This window comes from Pseudomonas sp. Z1-14 (assembly GCF_051132005.1).
Lineage (GTDB): Bacteria > Pseudomonadota > Gammaproteobacteria > Pseudomonadales > Pseudomonadaceae > Aquipseudomonas.
The window spans coordinates 6,264,090-6,287,987 of the sequence record NZ_CP071646.1 but is presented as its reverse complement, the minus strand read 5'-3'; the positions used below and the strand labels follow the sequence as shown (position 1 = coordinate 6,287,987).

General features: G+C 62.3%; 22 protein-coding genes. 12 read left to right on the top strand and 10 right to left on the bottom strand.

Translation table 11 applies throughout. From position 1 onward, the window contains the following. Positions 1 to 3: 3 nt before the first annotated feature. From rsmB to def, 3 genes are all read right to left on the bottom strand, one after another. Positions 4 to 1,314, bottom strand: coding sequence for a 16S rRNA (cytosine(967)-C(5))-methyltransferase RsmB (gene rsmB / locus J3P89_RS28720; RefSeq protein ID WP_434696379.1), 1,311 nt, complete (start codon positions 1,312 to 1,314; stop codon positions 4 to 6). Then, the gene (fmt, locus tag J3P89_RS28715; protein ID WP_434696378.1) at positions 1,311 to 2,270 is read right to left on the bottom strand and encodes a methionyl-tRNA formyltransferase; all 960 of its coding nucleotides are present in this window, start codon (positions 2,268 to 2,270) and stop codon (positions 1,311 to 1,313) included. Before fmt ends, rsmB begins: the two co-directional genes overlap by 4 nt. Before the next feature lie 71 nt (positions 2,271 to 2,341). Further along, on the bottom strand, positions 2,342 to 2,848 hold the full coding sequence (gene def, locus J3P89_RS28710; RefSeq protein ID WP_434570796.1) for a peptide deformylase: 507 nt from the start codon (positions 2,846 to 2,848) through the stop codon (positions 2,342 to 2,344). Positions 2,849 to 3,004: 156 nt separating this feature from the next. Here def and J3P89_RS28705 point away from each other — a divergent pair, with 156 nt between their 5' ends. From J3P89_RS28705 to J3P89_RS28695, 3 genes are all read left to right on the top strand, one after another. Continuing rightward, positions 3,005 to 4,030 carry a LysM peptidoglycan-binding domain-containing protein gene (locus J3P89_RS28705; RefSeq protein WP_434696376.1) on the top strand — a complete coding sequence of 342 codons (1,026 nt, stop codon included), beginning with the start codon at positions 3,005 to 3,007 and terminating at the stop codon, positions 4,028 to 4,030. Between the two features lie 81 nt (positions 4,031 to 4,111). Further along, positions 4,112 to 5,206 (top strand): DNA-processing protein DprA, encoded by a 1,095-nt coding sequence (gene dprA, locus J3P89_RS28700; RefSeq protein ID WP_434696374.1) that lies wholly within the window; start codon positions 4,112 to 4,114, stop codon positions 5,204 to 5,206. Positions 5,207 to 5,266: 60 nt separating this feature from the next. After that, positions 5,267 to 5,824: an L-threonylcarbamoyladenylate synthase gene (locus tag J3P89_RS28695; RefSeq protein WP_434696372.1), complete on the top strand. Its 558-nt coding sequence runs from the start codon at positions 5,267 to 5,269 to the stop codon at positions 5,822 to 5,824. A 155-nt stretch (positions 5,825 to 5,979) separates the two neighbouring features. Here the strand turns inward: J3P89_RS28695 and J3P89_RS28690 are convergent, their stop codons facing one another. Continuing rightward, positions 5,980 to 6,957, bottom strand: coding sequence for an NADPH:quinone reductase (locus tag J3P89_RS28690; RefSeq protein ID WP_434696371.1), 978 nt, complete (start codon positions 6,955 to 6,957; stop codon positions 5,980 to 5,982). A 163-nt stretch (positions 6,958 to 7,120) separates the two neighbouring features. Here J3P89_RS28690 and hemF point away from each other — a divergent pair, with 163 nt between their 5' ends. Beyond that, positions 7,121 to 8,035: an oxygen-dependent coproporphyrinogen oxidase gene (gene hemF / locus J3P89_RS28685; protein ID WP_434570789.1), complete on the top strand. Its 915-nt coding sequence runs from the start codon at positions 7,121 to 7,123 to the stop codon at positions 8,033 to 8,035. Between the two features lie 14 nt (positions 8,036 to 8,049). Further along, positions 8,050 to 8,880: a shikimate dehydrogenase gene (aroE, locus tag J3P89_RS28680; protein ID WP_434696370.1), complete on the top strand. Its 831-nt coding sequence runs from the start codon at positions 8,050 to 8,052 to the stop codon at positions 8,878 to 8,880. Here aroE and J3P89_RS28675 read toward each other — a convergent pair. From J3P89_RS28675 to betC, 3 genes are all read right to left on the bottom strand, one after another. Further along, entirely contained in the window at positions 8,870 to 10,438 is a 1,569-nt protein-coding gene (locus J3P89_RS28675) for a SulP family inorganic anion transporter (RefSeq protein WP_434696368.1), read from the bottom strand. The genes aroE and J3P89_RS28675 overlap by 11 nt on opposite strands. Positions 10,439 to 10,632: 194 nt before the next feature. Continuing rightward, a complete protein-coding gene (gene choX, locus J3P89_RS28670; RefSeq protein ID WP_434696367.1) occupies positions 10,633 to 11,553 on the bottom strand; it encodes a choline ABC transporter substrate-binding protein in 921 nt (306 codons plus the stop codon). Between the two features lie 23 nt (positions 11,554 to 11,576). After that, positions 11,577 to 13,085 carry a choline-sulfatase gene (betC, locus tag J3P89_RS28665; RefSeq protein WP_434696366.1) on the bottom strand — a complete coding sequence of 503 codons (1,509 nt, stop codon included), beginning with the start codon at positions 13,083 to 13,085 and terminating at the stop codon, positions 11,577 to 11,579. 114 nt (positions 13,086 to 13,199) lie between these two features. On the opposite strand from betC, the gene J3P89_RS28660 reads away from it, so the two are divergent. Next, a complete protein-coding gene (locus J3P89_RS28660; RefSeq protein ID WP_434570780.1) occupies positions 13,200 to 14,150 on the top strand; it encodes a choline sulfate utilization transcriptional regulator in 951 nt (316 codons plus the stop codon). An 87-nt stretch (positions 14,151 to 14,237) separates the two neighbouring features. Here the strand turns inward: J3P89_RS28660 and J3P89_RS28655 are convergent, their stop codons facing one another. Further along, entirely contained in the window at positions 14,238 to 14,897 is a 660-nt protein-coding gene (locus J3P89_RS28655) for an NAD(P)-dependent oxidoreductase (RefSeq protein ID WP_434626963.1), read from the bottom strand. Positions 14,898 to 14,982: 85 nt separating this feature from the next. Here J3P89_RS28655 and J3P89_RS28650 point away from each other — a divergent pair, with 85 nt between their 5' ends. After that, on the top strand, positions 14,983 to 15,321 hold the full coding sequence (locus J3P89_RS28650; RefSeq protein WP_434626961.1) for a DOPA 4,5-dioxygenase family protein: 339 nt from the start codon (positions 14,983 to 14,985) through the stop codon (positions 15,319 to 15,321). On the opposite strand, the gene J3P89_RS28645 is transcribed toward J3P89_RS28650, so the two are convergent. Further along, positions 15,298 to 15,777, bottom strand: coding sequence for a hypothetical protein (locus J3P89_RS28645; protein ID WP_434696365.1), 480 nt, complete (start codon positions 15,775 to 15,777; stop codon positions 15,298 to 15,300). The two genes, J3P89_RS28650 and J3P89_RS28645, sit on opposite strands and share 24 nt — an antisense overlap. Here J3P89_RS28645 and J3P89_RS28640 point away from each other — a divergent pair. The 5 genes from J3P89_RS28640 (at position 15,737) to J3P89_RS28620 (ending at position 22,600) form a co-directional block, all read left to right on the top strand. After that, the gene (locus J3P89_RS28640; RefSeq protein ID WP_305497791.1) at positions 15,737 to 17,044 is read left to right on the top strand and encodes a CitMHS family transporter; all 1,308 of its coding nucleotides are present in this window, start codon (positions 15,737 to 15,739) and stop codon (positions 17,042 to 17,044) included. The two genes, J3P89_RS28645 and J3P89_RS28640, sit on opposite strands and share 41 nt — an antisense overlap. 77 nt (positions 17,045 to 17,121) lie before the next feature. Further along, entirely contained in the window at positions 17,122 to 17,889 is a 768-nt protein-coding gene (locus tag J3P89_RS28635; RefSeq protein ID WP_305497790.1) for a TerC family protein, read from the top strand. Between the two features lie 336 nt (positions 17,890 to 18,225). Next, positions 18,226 to 19,884 (top strand): Na/Pi cotransporter family protein, encoded by a 1,659-nt coding sequence (locus J3P89_RS28630; RefSeq protein WP_434626956.1) that lies wholly within the window; start codon positions 18,226 to 18,228, stop codon positions 19,882 to 19,884. Between the two features lie 147 nt (positions 19,885 to 20,031). After that, positions 20,032 to 21,420, top strand: a complete 1,389-nt coding sequence (locus J3P89_RS28625; protein ID WP_434626954.1) for a M16 family metallopeptidase — start codon at positions 20,032 to 20,034, stop codon at positions 21,418 to 21,420. Between the two features lie 172 nt (positions 21,421 to 21,592). Then, the gene (locus J3P89_RS28620; protein ID WP_434626952.1) at positions 21,593 to 22,600 is read left to right on the top strand and encodes a DUF5924 family protein; all 1,008 of its coding nucleotides are present in this window, start codon (positions 21,593 to 21,595) and stop codon (positions 22,598 to 22,600) included. Between the two features lie 42 nt (positions 22,601 to 22,642). On the opposite strand, the gene J3P89_RS28615 is transcribed toward J3P89_RS28620, so the two are convergent. Beyond that, on the bottom strand, positions 22,643 to 23,872 hold the full coding sequence (locus J3P89_RS28615; RefSeq protein ID WP_305497786.1) for a nucleoside recognition domain-containing protein: 1,230 nt from the start codon (positions 23,870 to 23,872) through the stop codon (positions 22,643 to 22,645). Between the last annotated feature and the right edge of the window lie 26 nt (positions 23,873 to 23,898).

The window sequence follows — 23,898 nt, the reverse complement described above, 5'->3', positions numbered from 1 at the left end:
GTTTTAACCGCGTGCGGCGGCGATCTTGATCAACTTGGCGTAATAGAACCCGTCATGCCCGCCCTCCTGGGCCAGCAACTGGCGGCCATGGGGCTGCTTGATGCCGGCCTGGGTGGCGATGTCCAGCTCCCGAGCACCCGGCGTGCGGGCGAGGAATGCTTCGATCACTTCGGTGTTCTCGGTCGGCAAGGTCGAGCATGTGGCGTACAGCAGCATGCCGCCGACTTCGAGGGTCAGCCACAGGGCGTCGAGCAGTTCCCCTTGCAGTTGCGCCAATGGGGCGATGTCGTCCGCCTGACGGGTGAGCTTGATGTCCGGATGCCGGCGGATGACGCCGGTGGCCGAGCATGGCGCGTCCAGCAGGATGCGTTGGAACGGCTTGCCGTCCCACCAGGCGGCGGTATCGCGGCCATCGGCGGCGAACAGCTCGGCGTCCAGGCCCAGGCGCGCGAGGTTTTCCTTCACCCGCACCAGGCGCTTGGCTTCCAGGTCCACCGCCACCACACCGGCCAGTTTCGGCTCGGCCTCAAGGATGTGGCAGGTCTTGCCGCCCGGGGCGCAACAGGCGTCCAGCACCCGTTGGCCCGGCGCCAGTTCCAGCAGGTCGGCGGCCAGCTGCGCGGCTTCGTCCTGGACGCTGATCCAGCCGTCGGCGAAACCTGGCAGGGCACGCACGTCGCCCGGGGTTTCCAGGATGATGCCGTCGCGGCTGTATTGGCACGGGACGGCCGGGATGCCGGCTTCACCCAGCAAGGCCAGATACGCATCACGGCTGTGATGACGGCGATTGACCCGCAGGATCATCGGCGGATGGGCATTGTTGGCCGCGCAGATGGCTTCCCACTGATCAGGCCAGAAGGCTTTCAGGGATTTCTGCAGCCAGCGCGGATGAGCAGTGCGCACCACCGGGTCATGCTCCAGTTCCGCCAGCAGGGTTTCGCTTTCCCGTTGCGCGCGGCGCAGCACGGCATTGAGCAGCGCCTTGGCCCACGGTTTTTTCAGTTTGTCGGCGCAACCCACGGTTTCGCCGATGGCGGCGTGGGCCGGAACGCGGGTGTAGAGCAATTGGTAGAGCCCCACCAGCAGCAACGCCTCGACGTCGGCATCGGCCGCCTTGAACGGCTTCTGCAGCAGCTTGGCCGCCAGGGCCGACAACCGTGGTTGCCAGCGGGCGGTGCCGAACGCCAGGTCCTGGGTGAAACCGCGATCACGGTCTTCGACTTTGTCCAGTTGGGTCGGCAGGGAACTGTTGAGCGAAGCCTTGCCGCCGAGGACGGCGGCCAGTGCCTTGGCGGCGGCCAGACGCGGATTCATGAAGCGTCCGCCGCTTGGCCGAGGACGGTGCCGACGGCGAATTTCTCACGGCGGCTGTTGAACAGATCGCTGAAGCCAAGTGCCTTGCCGCCGGGCAATTGCAGACGCGTCAGGCACAGCGCCTGATCGCCACAGGCGACGATGAGGCCGTCTTTGCTGGCGCCGAGGATTTCACCCGGTGCGCCCTTCCCTTCGGCGCGGCTGGCGGCCAGGACTTTCACGGCTTCGCCGTTCAACGTGCTGTGGCAGACCGGCCAAGGGTTGAAGGCGCGCACCAGGCGTTCCAGTTCGACAGCCGGGCGGCTCCAGTCGATGCGGGCTTCGTCTTTGTTCAATTTGTGCGCGTACGTGGCGAGGCTGTCGTCCTGCACTTCGCCTTCCAGCGTGCCGGCAGCCAGGCCCGCGATGGCCTCGACCACGGCCGGCGGGCCAATCAGCGCGAGGCGATCATGCAGGCTGCCGCCAGTGTCTTCAGCGCTGATAGGCGTGCTCACCTTGAGCAGCATCGGCCCCGTGTCCAGGCCGGCCTCCATGCGCATCACGGTCACGCCGCTCTCGGCATCGCCGGCCTGCACGGCGCGCTGGATCGGCGCCGCACCGCGCCAGCGCGGCAACAGCGAAGCGTGGCTGTTGATGCAGCCCAGGCGCGGGATATCCAGCACCACTTGCGGCAGGATCAAGCCGTAGGCGACCACCACCATCAAGTCTGGCTTCAGCGCGGCCAGTTCGGCCTGGGCTTTCGCATCGCGCAGCGTCGGGGGCTGCAACACTTGCAGGCCATTCTCCAGAGCCAGTTGCTTGACCGGGCTGGGCATCAGTTTCTGTCCACGACCGGCAGGGCGATCCGGCTGGGTATAGACCGCGACGATTTCATGAGGGCTGGCCAGCAGGGCCTTGAGGTGTTCAGCGGCAAATTCGGGGGTGCCGGCAAAGACGATGCGCAGTGGCTCAGTCATGGGAAGCTCTCAATTACAAAGCAATCGCAAAAAGAAAAAGGCTTGCCGCGGCAAGCCTTTGAAGAAGGGCATCAAGCGTTCTGGCGATGAATCTTTTCCAGTTTTTTCTTGATCCGGTCACGCTTGAGATTAGACAGGTAATCGACGAACAGCTTGCCGTTGAGGTGGTCGCATTCGTGCTGGATACACACCGCCAGCAGGCCTTCGGCGATCAGCTCGTAAGGTTGGCCGTCACGGTCCAGGGCCTTGATCCTGACCTTCTGCGGACGGTCGACGTTTTCGTAGAAGCCCGGCACCGAAAGGCAGCCTTCCTGGTACTGCTCCATCTCGTCGGTCAGGGTTTCGAACTCGGGGTTGATGAACACCCGCGGCTCGCTGCGGTCTTCGGAGAGGTCCATTACAACGATGCGCTTGTGCACGTTGACCTGGGTCGCGGCGAGGCCGATGCCGGGCGCCTCATACATTGTTTCAAACATGTCATCGACCAACTGGCGCACTTCGTCGTCCACTACGGCCACCGGTTTGGCGATGGTGCGCAGGCGCGGGTCCGGAAATTCGAGAATGTTCAAAATGGCCATAAGCTTGATAAATGCACGTGTGAAGTAAGGTCGGGTGGCTGGCCTGGCGTGTCTTGGAATGCAGGCTACCGTTGTAAAACGTTGCTCCTTGAATCGGAGCGAGCCACGGGGGCTCTGGCGTTTTACGCGAACGCACATAATAAAGGGATTCACCGCATGAGGAAATCACTACTCGCCCTGCTGCTCATGGCCTCGGCCGGTATCGCGCACGGGCAAGTGCAACTTCGGGAAGGTTTTCCGCAGCAATACACGGTGGTTCCGGGGGATACGCTGTGGGACATTTCCGGTAAATACCTGCGCGAACCCTGGAAATGGCCCGAGCTGTGGCAGGCCAACCCGCAAATTGAAAACCCGCACCTGATCTACCCCGGCGACACCCTGTCGCTGATCTACATCAACGGCCAGCCACGGCTGACCCTCAATCGCGGGGCCTCGCGCGGCACCATCAAGCTGTCGCCGCGAGTCCGCAGCTCGCCGGTGGCAGACGCCATTCCGAGCATTCCGCTCCAGGCCATCAACAGCTTCCTGCTGAGCAACCGCATCGTCGACACGGCGGAGGATTTCAACAAGGCGCCCTACGTCGTCGCAGGCGATGCCGAACGAGTGCTCAGCGGCACCGGCGACCGGATCTTCGCCCGCGGCACCTTCGATGCGAGCCAGTCGGCCTACGGCATCTTCCGCCAGGGCAAGGTCTACACCGACCCCGAGACCAAGGAATTTCTCGGGATCAATGCCGACGACATCGGCAGCGGCGAGATCGTCGCCACCGAAGGCGACGTCACCACCCTGGCCCTGCAGCGCACCACGCAGGAGGTGCGCCTCGGCGATCGGCTGTTCAGCGGCGAAGAACGCTCGATCAACTCGACCTTCATGCCCAGCGCGCCAAAATCGGACATCAACGGGTTGATCCTCGATGTGCCCCGGGGCGTGACCCAGATCGGCGCGATGGACGTGGTCACCCTGAACAGGGGGCGCCGTGACGGATTGGCCGAAGGCAACGTTCTGGCGGTCATGAAGACCGGTGAAACAGTGCGCGACCGCATCACCGGCGCCCCGGTGAAGATTCCCGACGAACGCGCCGGCCTGCTGATGGTGTTCCGCACCTACGACAAGCTCAGTTATGGCCTGGTGCTGTACGCCTCGCGCTCGCTGGCAATCCTCGACAAGGTGCGCAATCCGTAACGGGTCTCACAAGTTACCAACAGAGTTATCCACAACTTGTTCCCGTTTGTACGGGGCTTCTGACGATCAAGGATTGATCACATGCCATTGCCTGAATCCGCTTCGGTTCCGCCCGCGGAACTGGAGGCCCGTCTGCGCTTGCATCGCTTGCCGGAACTGGGACCCAAACGTTTCATGACCCTCATAGAAGCCTTCGGCTCGGCCTCCAAAGCCATCAGCGCCCCGGCCAGCGCATGGCGAGCGCTGGGGTTGCCCGCGCCGTGCGCCGAAGCCCGACGTGCGCCGGAAATTCGTGACGGCGCGGCCCGCGCGCTGGCCTGGCTAGAGGGTTCGGCCCACTGTCTATTGATGTGGGACCAGCCCGACTACCCGGCGTTGCTAGCGCAGATCTGCGACGCGCCGCCGCTTCTGTTCGTTGCCGGCGACACCTCGATTCTGGAAAAGCCGCAACTGGCGATGGTCGGCAGTCGTCGCGCCTCGCGTCCCGGCATGGACACCGCGGCGGCATTTTCCCGGAGCCTGGCCGGAGCTGGATTTGTCATCACCAGCGGTCTGGCCTTGGGTATCGACGCGGCCGCGCATCAGGCTGCGCTGGATGTCGGCGGGCAGACAATCGGTGTGCTGGGCACGGGCCTGGAAAATTTTTATCCACAGCGCAATCGTCGGCTGGCAGAAGCGATGATCGCCCAAGGCAGCGCGGTACTGTCGGAGTTCCCCCTGGACGCGCCACCCCACGCCAGCAACTTCCCGCGCCGCAATCGGATTATCAGCGGGTTGTCCCTTGGCGTGCTGGTGGTCGAGGCCAGCGTCGCCAGTGGCTCGCTGATCACCGCGCGCCTGGCGGCGGAACAGGGTCGTGAGGTGTATGCCATTCCGGGGTCGATTCACCATCCCGGCGCCCGGGGCTGCCATCAACTGATCCGTGACGGCGCGGCGCTGGTGGAAACCGTGGAGCACATCCTCGAAGCGCTACGCGGTTGGCAACGCTTACCCTTCGCCGCCGAACCTGTCCCAGTGACGCATCCGCTGTTGCGCCTGCTGCACGCCGCGCCGCAGACCAGCGGAGCACTGGCCGACGCCAGCGGCTGGGGCTTGTCCAAGGTCCTGGCGGCACTGACCGACCTCGAAATGGACGGAAGGGCTGCGTGCGAGCATGGACGCTGGTTTGCTCGCTAGGTTTTATGAGGAAGATCGGTAAACTGCGCACAGCCTTATTTGCGTTGCGGAGAATCTTTCATGGTCAACAGTTGGCGTGTGCAACAAGCCGCGCGAGAAATTCGCGCCGGGGCGGTGATTGCCTATCCAACCGAAGCGGTCTGGGGCCTGGGTTGCGACCCGTGGAACGAAGATGCGGTGGAGCGTCTGTTGGCGATCAAGTCCCGACTGCCCGACAAGGGACTGATACTGGTGGCCGATAACATCCACCAGTTCGATTTCCTGTTCGAGGATTTCCCCGAGATCTGGATGGATCGCATGGCCAGCACTTGGCCTGGGCCGAACACCTGGCTGGTCCCGCACCAGAACCTGTTGCCGGAATGGATCACCGGCGTGCACGACACCGTCGCGCTACGGGTCAGCGATCATCCGATCGTGCGCGACCTGTGTTCGCTGGTCGGCCCGCTTGTCTCCACCTCGGCAAACCCCCAGGGGCGCCCGGCGGCACGCACGCGGATCCGCGTGGAGCAGTATTTCCGCGGGCAGATCGACCTGGTGCTCGGCGGCAACCTGGGCGGGCGTCGGAACCCGAGCGTGATCCGTGACCTGGCGACCGGCAAGGTGGTGCGGCCGGACTGATTCCGCCCACACATTCTGCGCCTTGCGTAAAACCACTGTGGGAGCGAGCTTGCTCGCGATGGCGTCAGGTCAGCTGGCAATGATGTTGGCTGATCCACCGCTATCGCGAGCAAGCTCGCTCCCACAGGTTTTGCGCGAACCCTTGGGTATCAATCTCAGGGCAGCAGAATGGTCGACCCCGTCGTGCGCCGCGCCGACAACTCGGTATGGGCCTTGGCCGCTTCCGCCAGCGGGTAACGCTGGTTGATATCCACGGTAAGCTTGCCGCTGGCGATCATGGCGAATAGCTCATCGGCCATGTGCTGGAGGTTTTCCGCGTTATTGGCGTAGGTCGCCAGAGTCGGGCGGGTGACGTACAGCGAGCCCTTGGCCGAGAGAATCCCCAGGTTCACGCCCTCCACCGCGCCGGAGGCATTGCCGAAGCTCACCACCAGGCCACGGGGAGCCGTGCAATCCAGGGAGGTCAGCCAGGTGTCCTTGCCGACGCCGTCGTACACCACCGGGACCTTCTTGCCGTCAGTCAATTCCAGTACACGCTGTACGACGTTTTCCTTGCTGTAGTCGATCACTTCCCAGGCGCCGTGGGATTTTGCGATAGCGGCTTTTTCCGCCGAGCTGACGGTGCCGATCAGCTTCACGCCCAGGGCCTTGGCCCATTGGCAGGCCAGCGAGCCCACGCCACCGGCGGCGGCATGGAACAGGATGGTTTCGCCGCCCTTGAGCTCGTAGGTCTGGCGCAGCAGGTATTGCACGGTCAGGCCCTTGAGCATCACCCCGGCGGCCTGTTCGAAACTGATGGATTCGGGCAAGTGGACCAGATTGGCCTCGGGCAACACATGCACATCGCTGTAGGCCCCCAGCGGACCGCTGCCATAGGCCACGCGGTCACCGACCTTGAAGCGCGTGACGTCCGCGCCGACGGCCTCGACCACGCCGGCACCCTCGGCACCGAGTCCCGATGGCAGCGCCGGTGGCGGGTAAAGCCCGCTGCGATAATAGGTGTCGATGAAGTTCAGCCCGATCGCCTTGTTGCTGACGCGAACCTGCTGCGGACCGGGCTCGGCCGGCTGGTATTCGACGTACTCAAGCACGTCCGGGCCGCCGTGGGCGCTGAACTGGATACGTTTGGCCATCTTCGCTCTCTCCTTATCGTGGGGCTTTTTACCAAGCCTGCTATCGGACTCCTAAGCTTGATCTCCGTCAACTGTGGCGTGGGCGGATGCGGTGTTATCCTGTGCGCCCATTTGCCGGCGGCCCTTGTACGCCGCGCAGCGTAGCCCTGATCAAGGTGATGTCATGACTACTCGCACCGAGGCCGTGAAAGCCTATCTGCTCGACCTGCAAGACCGCATCTGCGCCGCACTGGAAACCGAGGACGGTGGCACTCGCTTCGTCGAGGACGCCTGGACCCGACCTGCCGGCGGTGGCGGGCGCACCCGAGTGATTGAAAACGGTACGGTCATCGAGAAGGGCGGCGTCAACTTTTCCCACGTCTTTGGCAGCGGTCTCCCACCCTCGGCCAGCGCCCACCGGCCGGAGCTGGCCGGGCGCGGCTTCGAGGCCCTGGGTGTGTCGCTGGTGATCCACCCGCACAATCCCCACGTGCCTACGTCCCACGCCAACGTACGCTTTTTCATCGCCGAAAAAGAAGGCGAAGAGCCGGTCTGGTGGTTTGGCGGCGGTTTCGACCTGACCCCTTACTACGGCGTGGAAGAAGATTGCGTGCATTGGCACCGCGTCGCCCAGCAAGCCTGCGAGCCCTTCGGCCCGGAGGTCTATTCGCGCTACAAGGCCTGGTGCGACAGCTATTTCCACATCAAGCATCGCAACGAACCGCGCGGCATCGGCGGTCTGTTTTTTGATGACCTGAACGAGTGGGACTTCGATACCAGCTTCGCCTTCATGCGCGCCATCGGCGACGCCTACATCGATGCCTACCTGCCTATCGTGCGGCGGCGCAAACACGACCCGTTCACCGCCGCGCAACGACAATTCCAGGAGTTCCGCCGTGGGCGCTACGTGGAATTCAACCTGGTCTATGACCGTGGCACCCTGTTCGGCCTGCAATCGGGCGGGCGTACCGAGTCGATCCTGATGTCGCTGCCACCGCAGGTCCGCTGGAGCTACGACTGGAAAGCCGAGCCGGGCAGCGAAGAGGCGCGGCTGACCGATTATTTCCTGCAGGATCGCGATTGGCTGGCTACGGCCTGAATGGGGAAAGGTCCATGGATCGCTACGTTGTAATGGGTAACCCGATCGGCCACAGCAAGTCGCCGTTGATCCATCGCCTGTTTGCCGAGCAAACCGGGCAAGCGTTGGACTACACCACGCTGCTGGCGCCGCTGGAGGACTTCGCCGCTTGCGCCCGGGAATTTTTCCGTGAGGGGCGTGGGGCAAATGTCACCGTGCCGTTCAAGGAGGACGCCTTTCGCCTGGCTGACAGCCTGACCGAACGGGCGCAACGGGCCGGGGCGGTCAACACCTTGAGCAAACAGGCCGACGGTCGCCTGCTGGGCGACAACACCGACGGCGCCGGGCTCGTTCGGGACCTGACCGTCAACGCCGGTTTCAGCCTCAAGGGCAAGCGCATCCTGCTGCTGGGCGCCGGCGGCGCGGTACGGGGCGCCTTGGAACCCTTGCTGGCCGAAGCGCCGTCATCGCTGATCATTGCCAATCGCACGGTGGAAAAAGCTGAATTGCTGGCTGAGCTGTTCGCCGACCTGGGTCCGGTCTCGGCCAGCGGTTTCGACTGGTTGCGCGAGCCGGTGGACCTGATCATCAATGCCACATCCGCCAGCCTGTCAGGCGATGTACCGCCGATTGCCGGAAGTCTGATCGAGCCAGGCAAGACATTCTGCTACGACATGATGTATGGCAAGGAGCCGACGTCGTTCTGCCGCTGGGCCGAAGAACACGGCGCGGCGGTGGTGATGGATGGCCTGGGCATGCTCGCCGAACAGGCGGGCGAAGCGTTTTTCCTGTGGCGTGGCGTACGTCCGGACACCGCCCCGGTGCTGACGGAGTTGCGCCGTCAGCTCGCGGCGGTCAATCCCTGAAGAGGATCGGGCATTTCTCCGGTCCTTCCAGCTTCAACAATTCCTCCACCACCGGTGGCCTTGCCCCGCGCAAAGTCAGGCTGCGCCCCTGGCTGCGCAGGCGCCGGGCTTCCTGGTGGAGCATTTCGACGCCGGAATAATCGATGAAGTTGATCTGCTGGGCGTCGATGATCACCTGCTGGGCGGGCATGCGTTGCAGGCGCACTTGCAAATAATGGCTGGCGCCGAAAAAGATCGAGCCGCCCACCCGCAAGACGTCCGCCTCACCTTCCCGGAAATGCTGCACCCGCGGTTGCGAAGTGCGCTTGAGATAGAAAAACAGCGAAGCCAACACGCCAGCGTAGATAGCCGTTTGCAGTTCAAGCAGCAGCGTGGCCAGGCAGGTTAGACCCATGACCAGGAATTCGGAACGACTCACACGGTACAGCGCCCGGATACCCCGATGGTCCACCAGGCCCCAGGCGATCAGCAGAATACTGCCGGCCATGGCGGGAATGGGAATGTGCGCGATCAGTGTCGCGCCGGCAACCGCGAACAGCGCCACCCACAACGCCGAAAACACTCCGGCCAGGGGCGAACAGGCACCCGCTTCATAGCTGAGACCGGACCGGGTAAAGGAGCCGGCTGACAGCGATCCGGCGAAAAATCCTCCGACGATATTGGAAAGCCCCTGCGCCCGGACCTCCTGATTCGCATCGAGCAGTTGCCCGGAACGGACCGACAACGAGCGGGCGATGGACAGGCTGGTCACCAGCCCGAGCATGCCCACCGCAACGGCACCGGGCAGCAGACGCAAGATCAGCTCCAGGTCCAACGGCAGCGGCGTAAGCGGCGGCAAGCGTCCGACGAAGGCGCTGACCAATGCCACATGCCCGAACATCGCGGGCCACGCCCAGACCAACAGGCTGCCAAGGGCCAGCGTAATCAATAAGGTTGGCCAGCGCGGCAGCAATCGTTTGAGGACGATCCCCACCGCCAGCGTCCCCAAACCCAGCAGCAGCGAAGGTTTATCCACAGCCCCGATATGGCTGGCAAGCATAAGCAAACTCTTCAATGCCGTGGCTTCGTTCGGCAGGTCCAGGCCCAGCAGGTTCGGCAATTGCCCGAGGGCAATAACCACCGCTGCGCCCAAGGTGAAACCCAGCACCACCGAGTGGGAGACGAAATTGACCAGCGCACCGAAACGCAACAGCCCGAGCAGCCACTGGAAAATACCTGCCAGCACCGTCAGCAAGAGGATGAGCGTGATGTAGTCCTGGGTGGCAGGCACCGCCAATGGGCTGACAGTGGCGTAGAGGACAATGGAGATTGCCGCCGTAGGACCACAGATCAAATGCCAGGACGACCCCCATAGGCAGGCGATCAGCACCGGCACGATTGCCGCATACAAGCCGTATTCCGGCGGCAGGCCGGCAATCAGTGCGTAGGCAATGGACTGCGGTAACGCGAGAATCGCGCCGCTGAGGCCGACGATCAGGTCACGGCCGACGCTGGCGCGGGTCTGCCGGGGCAGCCAGCTGAGGAACGGAAACAGCGAATGGCGCGTGGGGATTGCCATGGAGCCTCAAAGATGGGGTTTGGCACAAGAATATCAGGTGAACCAACGTGGCGAGGGAGCTTGCTCCCGCTGGGTTGCGAAGCAGCCCCGAAACCTGAAAGCGCAGTGTCAGATAGATCTGCGTGACCGGTTTTGGGAGAGCTGCGCGCTCCAGCGGGAGCAAGCTCCCTCGCCACAGGAGCCCGGCGCTGCTGTCAGAGCTTGGCCTTGACCGCCACCAGCGCGTCCTTGCCATCCACGGTCTTCACGCCGTCCAGCCATTTGTCCAGCACCGCCGGGTTGGCCTTGATCCAGGCCTTGGCCGCTTCGGCGTTGCTGACCTTCTTGTTCACCACTTCGGCCATGATGCTGTTTTCCATTTCCTGGGTGAAGCTCAGGTTGGTCAGCAGCTTCCCGACGTTCGGGCAGGCCTGTGCATAACCCTTGCGCGTCAGCGTATAAACGCTGCCAGTATCGCCAAAGTACTTCTCGCCGCCCTTGAGGTAATGCATTTTCAGTTGCACGTTCATCGGGTGTGGGGTCCAGCCGAGGAACGTCACGAATTTCTGCTTCTTCACGGCCCGGGAGACTTCCGCCAGCATTGCCTGCTCGCTGGACTCCACCAGTTTCCATTCGCCCATGCCGAAATCGTTGGTCTTGATGATTTCTTTCAGCGAAAGGTTGGCCGGGGCGCCGGAACCGATGCCGTAGATCTTCTTGTCGAACTTGTCGGCGAACTTGTTCAGGTCGGCGAAGTTATGCACACCGGCATCCCAGACGTAGTCCGGCACCGCCAGGGTGAATTCGGTGCCGTCCAGGTTCTTCGCCAACTGCGTGACATCGCCATTGGCGACGAACTTGTCATAGAACCCTTGCTGCGCCGGCATCCAGTTACCCAGGAAAACATCCACCTGGCCGTCCTTCAGGCCACCGAACGTGATCGGTACCGCCAAGGTGTCGACCTTGGCCTTGTAACCCATGCCCTCAAGCAGGAAACCGGCGACGGCGTTGGTCGCGGCGATATCGCTCCAGCCCGGATCGGCCATCTTCACGGTCTCGCAACTCTGCTCGGCCCACGCCGAAACACTGCTCAACGCCAACAGCCCGGCGGTCAGTACTGTGGATAACTTTTGCATGCGCTTCCCCTTACGTTATTGGTCTATTGGCAGGGTTGTGGATAACGGGCCTTGCGCTCCAGATCGTCGAGGTCGATGTGGTTGCGCATGTATTGCTGGCTGGCATCGACCAGCGGCTGGTGATCCCAGCTCTTGAGTTTGCCCAGGGTCAACGCCTGGGCAACGAAACGACGGCGTCGCTGGCTGGCGAGCACCTGTTGGTGAATGGCTGGAATATCCCATTTGGCCCGCGCTTCGGCGAGAAAATCGTTGAACAGCGCCTGATGCTCAGCCGACTGACTGAGATCTGTCACCTCCTGAGGATCATTAGGCAGGTCGAACAACAGGCACGGGTCATCTTCGCTGTAGATGAATTTCCACGGGCCGCGACGGATCATCATCAGCGGGCTGACGGTGCCTTCGGCCATGTATTCACCGAAGACTTCATCGTGCCCGCCCTGCCCTTGCAGATGTGGAACCAGCGAACGCCCATCCAGCGGCAAGCCTGCTTCCAGCGTGCCGCCGGCCAGTTCCACCAGGGTCGGCAGCAGGTCGGCGGTGGACACCGCCGCGCTGACGCGGCCGCTGGCAAACTGGCCTGGGGCGCTGATCAGCAGCGGCACGCGAGCGGCCATTTCAAACCAGTGCATTTTGTACCAGAGGCCTTTTTCGCCAAGCATGTCTCCATGATCGCCAGAGAACACGATGATGGTGTCGTCGAGCAACCCGGTGTCTCCCAACGTCTGCAGCAACTTGCCGACATTGCTGTCGATGTAGCTGCACGCGCCGAAGTAGGCGCGGCGAGCATCACGGATCTTATCCACAGGCAGCGGCTTGCCCCACAGATCATAGACTTTCAACAGGCGTTGGGAATGTGGATCAAGCTCTGTCTGGTCCGGGGTGTAGGGCAGCGGGATGTCCTTGTCGTCATACAGATCCCAGAATGCCTTGGGGATCGTGTACGGATCGTGTGGATGGGTCATGGACACGGTGAGGCAAAACGGCTGGTCGCCGTCCTCGCGGATGTGGTCGAACAGGTACTGCTGGGCCTTGAACACCACCTCTTCATCAAAATCCAGCTGATTGGTGCGCACGCACGGTCCGGCCTGCAACACCGACGACATGTTGTGATACCAGCTCGGCCGCACATCCGGCTCGTCCCAGTTCACGGCCCAGCCGTAGTCCGCTGGATAAATGTCGCTGGTCAGGCGCTCTTCGTAACCATGCAATTGGTCCGGCCCGCAAAAATGCATCTTGCCGGACAGCGCCGTGCGATAGCCGAGACGGCGCAGGTAATGGGCATAAGTTGGAACGTCCGCCGGAAAATCCGCCGCGTTGTCATAGGCGCCGATCTTGCTCGGCAACTGACCGCTCACCAGCGTAAAGCGTGACGGCGCACAGAGCGGGCTGTTGCAGTACGCGGCATCGAATACCACGCCCTGGTCAGCCAGGCGTGACAGGTTGGGCAGCTTGATGGGCGACGGACCGTAGATCGGCAACATTGGCGCGGCCATCTGATCGGCCATGATGAAAAGAATGTTCTTGCGCTTCATGTATTCGCGGCATTCCATAGTGAACGGTTATGCGATATTGCTGCGAACGAGCATGTAGCCCATGCTGGTTGGGGTAAAGCCCATGCAAGATAATGACTAGGATAAGCTGAGCTTATGTATGACGCCTTGGGTGACCTGTCCCTGGATCTGTTCCGCGCCTTCGAATCAGCGGCTCGCCAGCAAAGTTTTACTGCGGCAGCGATCGAACTGGGCACGACCCAACCCGCCATCAGCCAACAGATCAAACGGCTGGAAGAGCAGCTCGGTACGCGCCTGTTTGATCGCATCTATCGCGGCATCGAACTGACCGAGGCCGGCGCGATCCTGTTCGAGCAGGTCCAGGCCGGCTTGCAGAGCATCGATGCGGGGCTCAACGCGATCACGGCCCAGCACCAGCATGAAGTGCTGCAGGTCGCGACGGATTTCGCTTTCGCCGCCTATTGGCTGATGCCGCGACTGCATCGGTTCCACGCGGCAAATCCGCAGGTAGATGTGAGCCTGGTAACCAGCGAGCGCAACCACAACATGCTGCGCACTGATATCGACGTTGCGGTGCTCTTCGGCGACGGTCGCTTCAAACAGGGCGAAAGTCGTTGGCTTTTCAGCGAAGAAGTCTTTCCTGTATGCAGCCCTCTCCTGCTCAAGGACCGCCCCCAACCCCTGCCCGCTCACGCCCTCGCGGAATTCCCGCTACTGCATTTGCGCGGCGGCAACAGCAGCGCCTGGTTCGACTGGAGCGGCGTATTTCGCGAGCTGGGCATCACCTCGCCACCGGCGCCGGGCCAACTGCGCTTCGACAACTACACCCTGCTTATCCAGGCGGCGATTGGCGGCCAAGGCGTCGCTATCGGTTGGCGGCACCTTGTGGATAACTTGCTCGCGCAAGGACTGTTGTGCCGACCGATCGCAGAAACGGTGTTGTCCCGGTTGGGGTATTACGTGGTCTTGCCCCAACGCAAGCGCCGAGGTGTGCTGATCAAGCTGTTCGTGGATTGGTTGATGGAAGAACAGGCCAACAGCGCGGAGTCGCTGACGGGGTTGCCGTTACCTTCGATTGCGGTTTGAGGCTCGTGCTCCGTCAACCTGGCAATTCCGGGGACCGCTACGCGGCCCAGCGGGAGCAAGCACCCTCGCCACGGGATGAGCACGCCTTTAGAGGGCGGGCACAAAACTCACATGCTCGCCCACATGTAGGTTCGAGCGCAGCTCATCGACAATGCCCACGGCCACCCGATTGAGGCGCTCCAGGGACTCGGCCATTCCGGACTCCAGGCTGGTGCTGACCTGGCTGAAATGCTCAATGCTCAAGCCCGGCGCGGCGTAGGGCGCGTTGACCAGGGTCCACTGCAAGGCGCTGTTTTTCAGGGCGTCGAGGATTTCCTCGGCGGCATGGCGTTGCAAGTCGTCTTCGGCTTCCTGCTCATCGAGGGCAGCGAAATCGCCCACCAGGAACAGCCGGGGGATATTGACCGCCTGCATGCCTGCAATCAGCGCATCCACGGCCAGGACCTGCTCCACCGGGCCGGGAATGAGCGTGCGCTCCACTTGCTCGCTGTTCATTGGCAGCCCCGGCGCGTTCAACAGGCACACCACGGCAGTGGCGCCGGCAACGCTCTGCTTGACCCGTTCGGGGTCGAACAGGTCGCCGGTCTTGGTCCGCAGGCCCGGGCGTGGCGCCAAGGCCGTAAGATCATCGAGGATGGCGATGACTTCGTGCTGGCGTCGCAACAGCTCAGCCATCAACGCACTTCCGAGGCTGCTCATGGCACCATAGAGCACCACTTTGATGACCGGGGTTTCGGCGTTTCTCATGGCTGGTATTCCTTTTTTCCCGCGTGTAAAGGCTCTGACCCGTGGTTAACCGCGAGGGTTCGGCTGGTCTTTCGAGGAGTGACAGATGCAACGGATCAAGGGCTATCACGCCCATGTTTATTTCGACGCCGGCACCATCGATCAGGCGCGGGCCTTGTGCGAGCAAGCGGCGCAGCTGTTCCCGCTGAAGATGGGCCGGGTGCACCAACGGCCGGTCGGCCCGCACCCGGACTGGAGCTGCCAGCTGGCATTCGATCCGCAGTACATCGGCGTGGTCCTGCCGTGGTTGGCGCTCAATCGCAACGGGCTGGTGATATTCCTGCACCCGGACACTGGTGATGATCTGGCCGATCACACCGATCATGCGATCTGGATGGGCGCGGTGCGGCCATTGAATCTTTCAGCGTTCGAAGCAAGGACCTGATTGCCTTTTGTGGCGAAGGGATTTATCCCCGCTGGCCTGCGAAGCAGGCCCAAAAAGATAGAGCGCATTTTCCCGACATTGCGCGATGACGGACTCTAGGGTCGCTCCCGCGCCCCAGCGGGGATAAATCCCCTCGCCACAAAGTAACTTCGTGCGTTTGGTCATACGCTCGGCTTGCGAAAGGCTGCTGAAAGCTTGCGCGATTAGGATCGCCTCACCTACCGGCAAAAGACCGGTGGCCAGAAACGAGCTTTCGAATGCTCGTGCGGCCTTTTTAACAACAACAATGGTGATTCTGATGTCCGCTGCTACCCGTCCCGTTGCGTCCCCTCCATCCGTCCGTCCCGAGCCCTGCATCCTGCGCTGACCGTTCCGGTTCGCCTTTGCCCGCCGCGCCACGCCTGGAGTATTTCCCATGCTGACTTTCCTTGGCTTCGCCATGGTCATCACGTTCATGTTCCTGATCATGACCAAGCGCCTGTCCGCGCTGATCGCCCTGATCATCATTCCGATCCTGTTCGCGCTGTTCGGTGGCTTTGCGCCGAAGATCGGCCCGATGATGCTCGAAGGCATCACCAAGCTTGCCCCGACCGGGGTGATGCTGATGTTTGCGATTCTTTATTTCGCCCTGATGATCGACTCCGGCCTGTTCGACCCGGCCGTGCGCAAGATCCTCAAGATGGTCAAGGGCGACCCCCTGAAAGTTTCGGTCGGCACCGCCGTTCTGGCGCTCGTCGTTTCCCTCGATGGTGACGGCGCGACCACTTATATGATCTGCGTAGCCGCCATGCTGCCGCTCTACAGCCGTATCGGCATGAGCCCGCAGATCATGGCGGGCCTGATCATCCTCGCCGGCGGCGTGATGAACATGACCCCTTGGGGCGGGCCAACCGCTCGGGCGGCCAGTGCGCTGCATGTGGATCCGTCGGACATCTTCGTCCCGATGATCCCGGCGATGCTGGCCGGCGTCGTGGCGATCCTGGCGATTGCCTACATGTACGGCAAACGCGAGCGTGCGCGCCTGGGTGAGCTGCACCTGGCCGGTGACGACATGGACCACAGCGAAATCAGCGTCTCGCAATTTCCGGACGCCCGCCGTCCGAAGCTGATCTGGTTCAACGGCGCGCTGACCCTGGCCCTGATGTGCACGCTGATTGCTGGCCTGTTGCCGCTGCCGGTGCTGTTCATGGTGGCGTTCAGTATCGCGATGATCGTCAACTATCCATGCCTGCAACAACAGAAAGACCGCGTCGCGGCTCACGCCGGCAGCGTGTTGGCGGTGGTCGGGCTGATCTTCGCGGCGGGTATCTTCACTGGCATTCTGTCGGGCACAGGTATGGTCGATGCCATGTCCAAGAGCCTGCTGGCAGTGATCCCGGACTTCCTCGGTCCTTACCTCGCGGTCATCACTGCGCTGGTGAGCATGCCGTTCACTTTCTTCATGTCGAACGATGCATTTTATTACGGAGTGTTACCAGTTTTGGCCGAAGCAGCCAGCCATTACGGCATCACTGGCGTCGAAATGGCCCGTGCCTCGATCGTCGGCCAGCCCGTTCACCTGCTGAGCCCGCTGGTTCCGTCGACTTATCTGCTGGTGGCCCTGGCCGGGATCGAATTCGGCGATCACCAACGCTTCACCTTGAAGTGGGCAGTACTGGTTTGCCTGTGCATAATGTTCGCCGCCTTGCTGATGGGGATTTTTCCGCTATTCAGCACTCTATAAAAGCAACGCCCGCCGCGTCGCCCCTGTCGGTTAACCGAAGGCGCGGCGCGGCCTAACACTCGCTCAAAGGAACTCACATGGAATGGCTGACCAACCCGGAAATATGGGTTGCCTTCTTTACCCTGACCGCCCTGGAAATCGTCCTGGGTATCGATAACATCATCATGATCTCGATCCTGGTCAGCCGCATGCCCAAGCACATGCAGGCACGCACCCGGATCTTCGGCCTGGCGCTGGCGATGATCACGCGGATCCTGTTGTTGCTGTCCATCACCTGGGTGATGCGCCTGACCGCCGATCTGTTCGAAGTATTCGGCCAAGGCATCTCCGGCCGCGACCTGATCCTGTTCTTCGGTGGCCTGTTCCTGCTGTGGAAAAGCTCTCAGGAGATGTACCACGCGCTGGAAGGCGAAGAGGAAAACAGCGACGAGCCTTCGGTCAAGGGCGGCAACTTCATCTACACCATCATCCAGATCGCGATCATCGACATCGTGTTCTCCCTGGACTCGGTCATCACCGCGGTCGGCATGGTCTCCCATGTACCGGTCATGGTTGCCGCGATCATCGTCGCCGTACTGGTGATGATGCTGGCTTCGGGCACCATCAGCACGTTCATCGACAAGCACCCGTCGCTGAAGATGCTGGCGCTGTCGTTCCTGCTGGTGGTCGGTACCGTACTGATCGCCGAATCGTTCGATGTGCATGTGCCTAAAGGCTACGTCTATTTCGCCATGGCGTTCTCGCTGGCGGTGGAAGCGATCAATATCAAGATGCGTACCGCGATGGCACGCAAGCGCAAGCAGCAGGATCCGGTGAAACTGCGCAAGGATGTTCCGGGTCAGTAAAGATGCAGGGCAATGAACGAAGGGGCTCTTGAGAGCCCCTTTTTTCATGTCTGCAGGAAGCGGCCGGATGCAATACCTGTGGGAGCGAGCTTGCTAGCGATAGCGGCCTGACAGTCGAAGAAGATGTTGGATGTTATGGCCTCATCGCGAGCAAGCTCGCTCCCACAGGGGGTGTGGGTGTTTTCGAGGAAGTATTTTCATGACAGTTTTGTTTCAAAGCCATCTTCAGCTATGCAATGCTGGCGTCCGAACCATTCGCCAACTACAGCTTAAGTACCAGTAGAACGATGTGGCATCGTCAATTTGTTCCTTTGGGACGCTAACAGGGGGCTTCTCATGCTGACCCTGCTGAATCTGCTCTCCGCCGTGGCCTTGCTGATCTGGGGCACGCACATCGTCCGTACCGGCATTCTGCGGGTCTATGGCTCGAACCTGCGTCACGTCATCAGCCAGAACATGTCCCGGCGCTGGTTGGCTTTCATCGCCGGGATCATGGTCACCGCCATGGTCCAGAGCAGCAACGCCACGGCCATGCTCGTCACCTCTTTTGTCGGCCAGGGCCTGATGTCGCTGACGCCCGCCCTGGCGACCATGCTTGGCGCCGACGTCGGCACCGCGCTGATGGCACGGGTGCTGACCCTCGACCTGTCGTGGCTGTCACCGTTGCTGATATTTCTCGGGGTGATTTTTTTCCTGTCGCGCAAACAGACGCGCGTCGGGCAGATGGGCCGGGTTGCCATCGGCCTGGGCCTGATCATCCTGGCCCTGCAACTGATCGTCGAGGCCGCTGCGCCCATCACCCAGGCCCAGGGCGTGAAGGTGATTTTCGCCTCACTGACCGGCGATATCCTGCTCGATGCGCTGGTCGGCGCGCTGTTCGCCATGATTTCCTATTCAAGCCTCGCCGCCGTGCTGCTGACCGCGACACTGGCCGGCGCGGCGGTGATCAGCTTGCCAGTGGCTATCGGCCTGGTGATCGGCGCCAACATCGGCAGCGGCATCCTGGCGTTTCTCAGCACCAGCATGCAGAACGCCGCCGGACGCCAGGTGGCACTCGGCAGCCTGCTGTACAAGCTGATTGGCCTGTTGTTGATCATTCCGGTACTCGATCCGCTGGTGGGCTGGCTGGACAGCCTGGATTTCAGCCACCAGGAAACCGTCATCGGTTTTCATCTGCTCTACAACACCGTGCGTTGCCTGGTATTGCTGCCTAGCGTCGGGCCGATGGGCCGGCTCTGCGCGTGGCTGCTGCCGGAGCGCCCGGACACCAACGGCACGGCCAAGCCCCGGCACCTCGACCCCACCGCCCTGGCGACCCCGAGCCTGGCCCTGGCGAACGCGGCCCGGGAAACCTTGCGCATCGGCGACCTGATCGAAAACATGCTCGAAGCCATGCTCGGCGTACTGCGCGGCGAGCAGACGGCGATTACTCAGCAAGTGCGCGCCATGAGCGACGATGTCGAAGCACTGTGCAGCGCCATCAAGCTGTATATGGCGCAAATGCCCCGCGAGGACCTCAGCGAACAGGACAGCCGCCGCTGGGCGGAAATCATCGAGCTGGCGATCAATCTCAAGCTGGCCAGCGACCTCATCGAACGTATGCTGCGCAAGGTCCAGCAGCAGAAGACCTCGCAACGCCGGTCGTTTTCCGATGTGGGCCTGGAAGAACTGGCGGGGCTGCACAGTCATCTGCTGGCCAACCTGCGGCTGGGGTTGACGGTGTTCCTGAGTGCCGATCGGGAAAGCGCACGGCAGTTGCTGCGTGAGAAACGTCGCTTTCGCGCGCAGGAACGGCGGATGGCCCATGCCCATGTCAGCCGTCTGCAACGCAAGGTCGTGCAGAGCCTGGAGACCAGTTCCCTGCATCTTGAGCTGATCGCTGACATGCGGCGCCTGAATTCGCTGTTCTGCGGCAGCGCCTATGTGGTGCTGGAAACCTCGGAGATCGGCGCCCTTTCCGTCGATGAAATTTCCGACATCACCCATTCGCCGTGAACGACTGGCGTCCTGGTCAGTCATTAAAAGGGGCCGGGGCTCAAGCCCATCGCCAGCCAGACAACTCCGCGAAGTGGGAGCGAGCCTGCTCGCGATGAAGGCTGACCCGGCACCATGGATCTTCACTCAGCCGCCAGGAAGCCCGTTATGCGTTGTCTGCTGCTCGCCTTGCTTTTGTTCGGCTCACTCCCCGCCATTGCCCAGGATCGCTTTCAGGTCGAAGGCTATACGTTGCCTAACGGCCTGCAATTGTTGCTCAAACCCGGCACCGAACGCGGGCACGTGGCGATTCGGCTGGTGGTCGGCGTGGGGCTCGACGATTTCAGCTGCGCCGACAAGGAGCTGCCGCATCTGCTCGAACATCTTCTGTTCAGTGGGGTCGACGACAGCGGCGAAGGTGGCCTGGAGGAACGCATGCAGGCCCTGGGCGGCGAGTGGAACGCCTTTACCAGCAATGCCGATACAACGTTTGTCATCGAGGCACCGGCGCGCAATCAGCGCAAGGTCCTCGACCTGTTGCTGGCGCTGCTGACCCGCACCCGCATCGACGAAAAAGCTCTGGAGGCGGCCAAACGGGTGGTCGAGCGCGAGGACGGCGGTCACTACACCCATCTGCAACGCTGGCTCGACCGACAGGACCTGGGCCATAAAGCCAGCAATCAATTGGCCGTGGAACTGGGCTTGCGGTGCGCGGAACGGGCCGAGGTTGGTCACCTTACCCTGGCCCGGGTCGAGCAGGTGCGCAAGGCCTGGTATGCCTCCAACAATATGACGCTGATCGTCGTCGGCGATCTCGACCGGTTATTGCCGGCCTACCTGGAACGCAGTTTCGGCGAGCTCGAACCGGTCGAGCCCAGCGTCCACGAGCCGCTGCCGCAGATCCGCTACAGCGCGGTCACCAAACGCAACCTGATTCGCGGCCTGGCCGGCGATGGCGCCAAGCTTCATTGGCTGTTCCCGGAACCGGTGCTGGAACAGCAGCATGACGAAACCTTCGACCTGCTCAAGGATTATCTGGACTGGGCGCTTTATCGCCAGTTGCGCCTGGCCAACGGCCTGTCCTACGGCCCCTGGGTGGAGCGGGAAGTCTTTGGCGGTGTCGGTTTTCTCAGCCTGAACGCAGACCTGGCGCGCGAAGACCTGCCGAAAGCCGAGCAGGTGCTGGAACAATTGCGCGGCACGCTGCTCAAGGACGGCCTGGACCCCGAGAGCTTCGTGCGGATCAAACGCGCCGCTATCGCCCATCAGTCCTGGGCGGTGCAAGGCAACAGCGCGCTGGCCGACTATTACTGGGGCGCCCTGGGCGACTATGAGGATGGCCGCTTCGCCAACCCGGCCGCCCGCTTGCAGGCTGTCAGCCTGGAGCAGGCCAACCAGGCCCTGCGCGAACTTCTCAAGGATCCGGGTTACCTGCGGATCGAGAAGCCGTTGCTTGGTGATGACGAACTCGTTTGGGTGTTGGCTGGGTTGGTGGTGTTGCTGCTGGTGGGAATTGGCTGGCGATGGAAGCGCAGGGCGCGACCGCAGCCAGACTGATACACCTGTGGGAGCAAGCTTGCCCGCGATGGGACAACACAAATCCCGTGGCGAGGGAGCTTGCTCCCTCGCCACGAAAGATCACCGCGGCAGGCGTCGCGATCCTCGCCATGTCACCGTCCTGGCGATACTCTGTCAGGGATATTTCCCAAGACTTACTGTGAAACCGCCGATGCCGAACCTGACTCATTTAATCCAGCGCATCCTCGAACTGATGAAGCGCTATCCGGGGGTCATCGCGCTCGGCGGTTTCATTTCCGGGGTCGGCAGTTTCATGCTGGTGGATCGCCAGCAGGGTCTGGCGACCTGGATCGCCATCATGATGCTGGTGAGCTGGCTCTGGCTGATGTTGGAGAACAGCCTGACGCGGCTGTTCACGCGGATTTTCAAACGGGAAATACCCCAGCCGCTGCTGCGTTACGCCACACAGATGATCCACCAGGAAAGCCTGTTCTTCGTCTTGCCGTTTTTTTTCATCACGACAACCTGGAACAGCAGCCAGCTGCTCTTTACCGGCCTGCTGGCGGCGTCGGCGCTGGTCTCGATCATCGATCCGCTGTACTACAAATGGCTGGCGCCCCGGCGTTGGGCGTTCCTGGCGTTGCACACGCTGACGCTGTTCGCCGCCCTGCTCACTGCGCTGCCGGTGATCCTGCACCTGACCACTGACCAGAGCTTCAAGCTGGCACTGGGCACCGCCATGCTGTTGTCGTTCCCGAGCCTGGCCTCGATCTTCCCGATCCGCACCGTGCGCAACGCCCTGGCGATTCTGTGCATCACCCTGGGCATCGGCGCCGCCGGCTGGGTGCTGCGCTCCTGGGTGCCACCCGCCACGCTCTGGATGACCGAAGTGGCAATCAGTACCCAGCTGGAAGACCGCACGCCTGGCGCCAGTCTCAAGGAAGTCAGCGCGGCCCAGATCCGTGGTAACGGCCTGTACGCCTACACCGCCATCAACGCACCGCGCGGGCTCGATGAGCGGATCTACCACGTCTGGCAGTTCAACGGCAAAGAGGTGGATCGCATCGCTCTGGACATCCATGGCGGACGCAAGGAAGGCTATCGCGCCTGGACCCACAAGCAGAACTTCCCGGACAACCCGACGGGAAAATGGCAAGTGCGGATACTCACCGAAAATGGCCAGATGATTGGTGTGTTGAGGTTCGAGGTGAAGGACTGAAGGGCCTGCGGACCTTATCGCGAGCAGGCTCGCTCCTACAGATCAGCCAAAGAACCAGTAGCAGACTCCGATGGCCGCTATCACCCCGGCCAGCTCGGCCAGCAGGGCGCAACCCACCGCGTGGCGGGCTCGCTGGATGCCCACGGCGCCGAAATACACCGCCAGCACGTAGAACGTGGTTTCGGTGCTGCCCTGAATAGTTGCCGCCACCAGGGCCGGGAAGCTGTCCACCCCGGAGGTCTTCATGGTTTCAATCAGCATCGCCCGGGCGGCGCTGCCGGAGAACGGCTTGACCATGGCGGTGGGCAAGGCATCGACAAAACGCGTGTCCAGGCCGGCCCACTGCACCAGATGGCGGATACCGTCCAGGCCGAAATCCAGCGCCCCCGATGCCCGCAGCACACCGACAGCGCAGAGCATCGCCACCAGATACGGCAGCAGCGTCTTGGCGACGTCGAATCCCTCTTTGGCGCCTTCGACAAAGGCTTCATACACTTTGACCTTGCGCAGCGCACCCACCACCAGGAACAGGATGATCAGGCTAAACAGCGTCAAGTTGCCGAGAATCGATGAGAGCCCCGCCAGCGCCGTGGCCGAGAGCGTCGCCAGCAACGCCATGAAACCACCCAACACCAGCGCGCCCGGGATCAAATAGGCCAGTACCACCGGATCCCACAAGCGCAGCCGTTGCATGAACGCCACGGACAACAGCCCCACCAGGGTCGAGGCGCTGGTGGCGAGCAGGATCGGCAGGAACACCAGGGTCGGGTCCGGCGCGCCTTGCTGGGCGCGGTACATGAAAATCGTTACCGGCAGCAGTGTCAGTGACGATGCGTTGAGCACCAGGAACAGGATCTGCGCGTTGCTGGCGATGGTCGGGCTGGGGTTGAGGTCTTGCAGGGCGCGCATGGCCTTCAAGCCGATCGGGGTGGCCGCGTTGTCCAGCCCCAGGCCGTTGGCCGCGAAGTTGAGGGTGATCAGGCCGATGGCCGGATGGCCAGCCGGGACTTCCGGCATCAGGCGCAGGAACAGCGGGCCGAGGGCTTTGGCCAGCCAATCGACAATGCCGGCTTTTTCCGCGATGCGCAGGAAGCCCAGCCACAGCGTCAAAGTGCCGAACAGCAGGACCATCACCTCCACCGACAGCTTGGCCATGGCAAAAATGCTTTCCACCATCGCCGCGAAAATGCCGGCGTTGCCGCCGACCAGCCACTGCACCAGCGCCGACACGGCTGCCACGATAAAGAAGCCAAGCCACAGGCCATTGAGCATCGGTAAGTCCCCCGGAAGATGCGGCG

What these genes read in the sequence shown, in the direction of transcription:
- rsmB (WP_434696379.1), bottom strand. Translation starts at nt 1,314, where the DNA reads ATGAATCCGCGTCTGGCCGCCGCCAAGGCACTGGCCGCCGTCCTCGGC.
- fmt (WP_434696378.1), bottom strand. Translation starts at nt 2,270, where the DNA reads ATGACTGAGCCACTGCGCATCGTCTTTGCCGGCACCCCCGAATTTGCC.
- def (WP_434570796.1), bottom strand. Translation starts at nt 2,848, where the DNA reads ATGGCCATTTTGAACATTCTCGAATTTCCGGACCCGCGCCTGCGCACC.
- J3P89_RS28705 (WP_434696376.1), top strand. Translation starts at nt 3,005, where the DNA reads ATGAGGAAATCACTACTCGCCCTGCTGCTCATGGCCTCGGCCGGTATC.
- dprA (WP_434696374.1), top strand. Translation starts at nt 4,112, where the DNA reads ATGCCATTGCCTGAATCCGCTTCGGTTCCGCCCGCGGAACTGGAGGCC.
- J3P89_RS28695 (WP_434696372.1), top strand. Translation starts at nt 5,267, where the DNA reads ATGGTCAACAGTTGGCGTGTGCAACAAGCCGCGCGAGAAATTCGCGCC.
- J3P89_RS28690 (WP_434696371.1), bottom strand. Translation starts at nt 6,957, where the DNA reads ATGGCCAAACGTATCCAGTTCAGCGCCCACGGCGGCCCGGACGTGCTT.
- hemF (WP_434570789.1), top strand. Translation starts at nt 7,121, where the DNA reads ATGACTACTCGCACCGAGGCCGTGAAAGCCTATCTGCTCGACCTGCAA.
- aroE (WP_434696370.1), top strand. Translation starts at nt 8,050, where the DNA reads ATGGATCGCTACGTTGTAATGGGTAACCCGATCGGCCACAGCAAGTCG.
- J3P89_RS28675 (WP_434696368.1), bottom strand. Translation starts at nt 10,438, where the DNA reads ATGGCAATCCCCACGCGCCATTCGCTGTTTCCGTTCCTCAGCTGGCTG.
- choX (WP_434696367.1), bottom strand. Translation starts at nt 11,553, where the DNA reads ATGCAAAAGTTATCCACAGTACTGACCGCCGGGCTGTTGGCGTTGAGC.
- betC (WP_434696366.1), bottom strand. Translation starts at nt 13,085, where the DNA reads ATGAAGCGCAAGAACATTCTTTTCATCATGGCCGATCAGATGGCCGCG.
- J3P89_RS28660 (WP_434570780.1), top strand. Translation starts at nt 13,200, where the DNA reads ATGTATGACGCCTTGGGTGACCTGTCCCTGGATCTGTTCCGCGCCTTC.
- J3P89_RS28655 (WP_434626963.1), bottom strand. Translation starts at nt 14,897, where the DNA reads ATGAGAAACGCCGAAACCCCGGTCATCAAAGTGGTGCTCTATGGTGCC.
- J3P89_RS28650 (WP_434626961.1), top strand. Translation starts at nt 14,983, where the DNA reads ATGCAACGGATCAAGGGCTATCACGCCCATGTTTATTTCGACGCCGGC.
- J3P89_RS28640 (WP_305497791.1), top strand. Translation starts at nt 15,737, where the DNA reads ATGCTGACTTTCCTTGGCTTCGCCATGGTCATCACGTTCATGTTCCTG.
- J3P89_RS28645 (WP_434696365.1), bottom strand. Translation starts at nt 15,777, where the DNA reads ATGAACGTGATGACCATGGCGAAGCCAAGGAAAGTCAGCATGGGAAAT.
- J3P89_RS28635 (WP_305497790.1), top strand. Translation starts at nt 17,122, where the DNA reads ATGGAATGGCTGACCAACCCGGAAATATGGGTTGCCTTCTTTACCCTG.
- J3P89_RS28630 (WP_434626956.1), top strand. Translation starts at nt 18,226, where the DNA reads ATGCTGACCCTGCTGAATCTGCTCTCCGCCGTGGCCTTGCTGATCTGG.
- J3P89_RS28625 (WP_434626954.1), top strand. Translation starts at nt 20,032, where the DNA reads ATGCGTTGTCTGCTGCTCGCCTTGCTTTTGTTCGGCTCACTCCCCGCC.
- J3P89_RS28620 (WP_434626952.1), top strand. Translation starts at nt 21,593, where the DNA reads ATGCCGAACCTGACTCATTTAATCCAGCGCATCCTCGAACTGATGAAG.
- J3P89_RS28615 (WP_305497786.1), bottom strand. Translation starts at nt 23,872, where the DNA reads ATGCTCAATGGCCTGTGGCTTGGCTTCTTTATCGTGGCAGCCGTGTCG.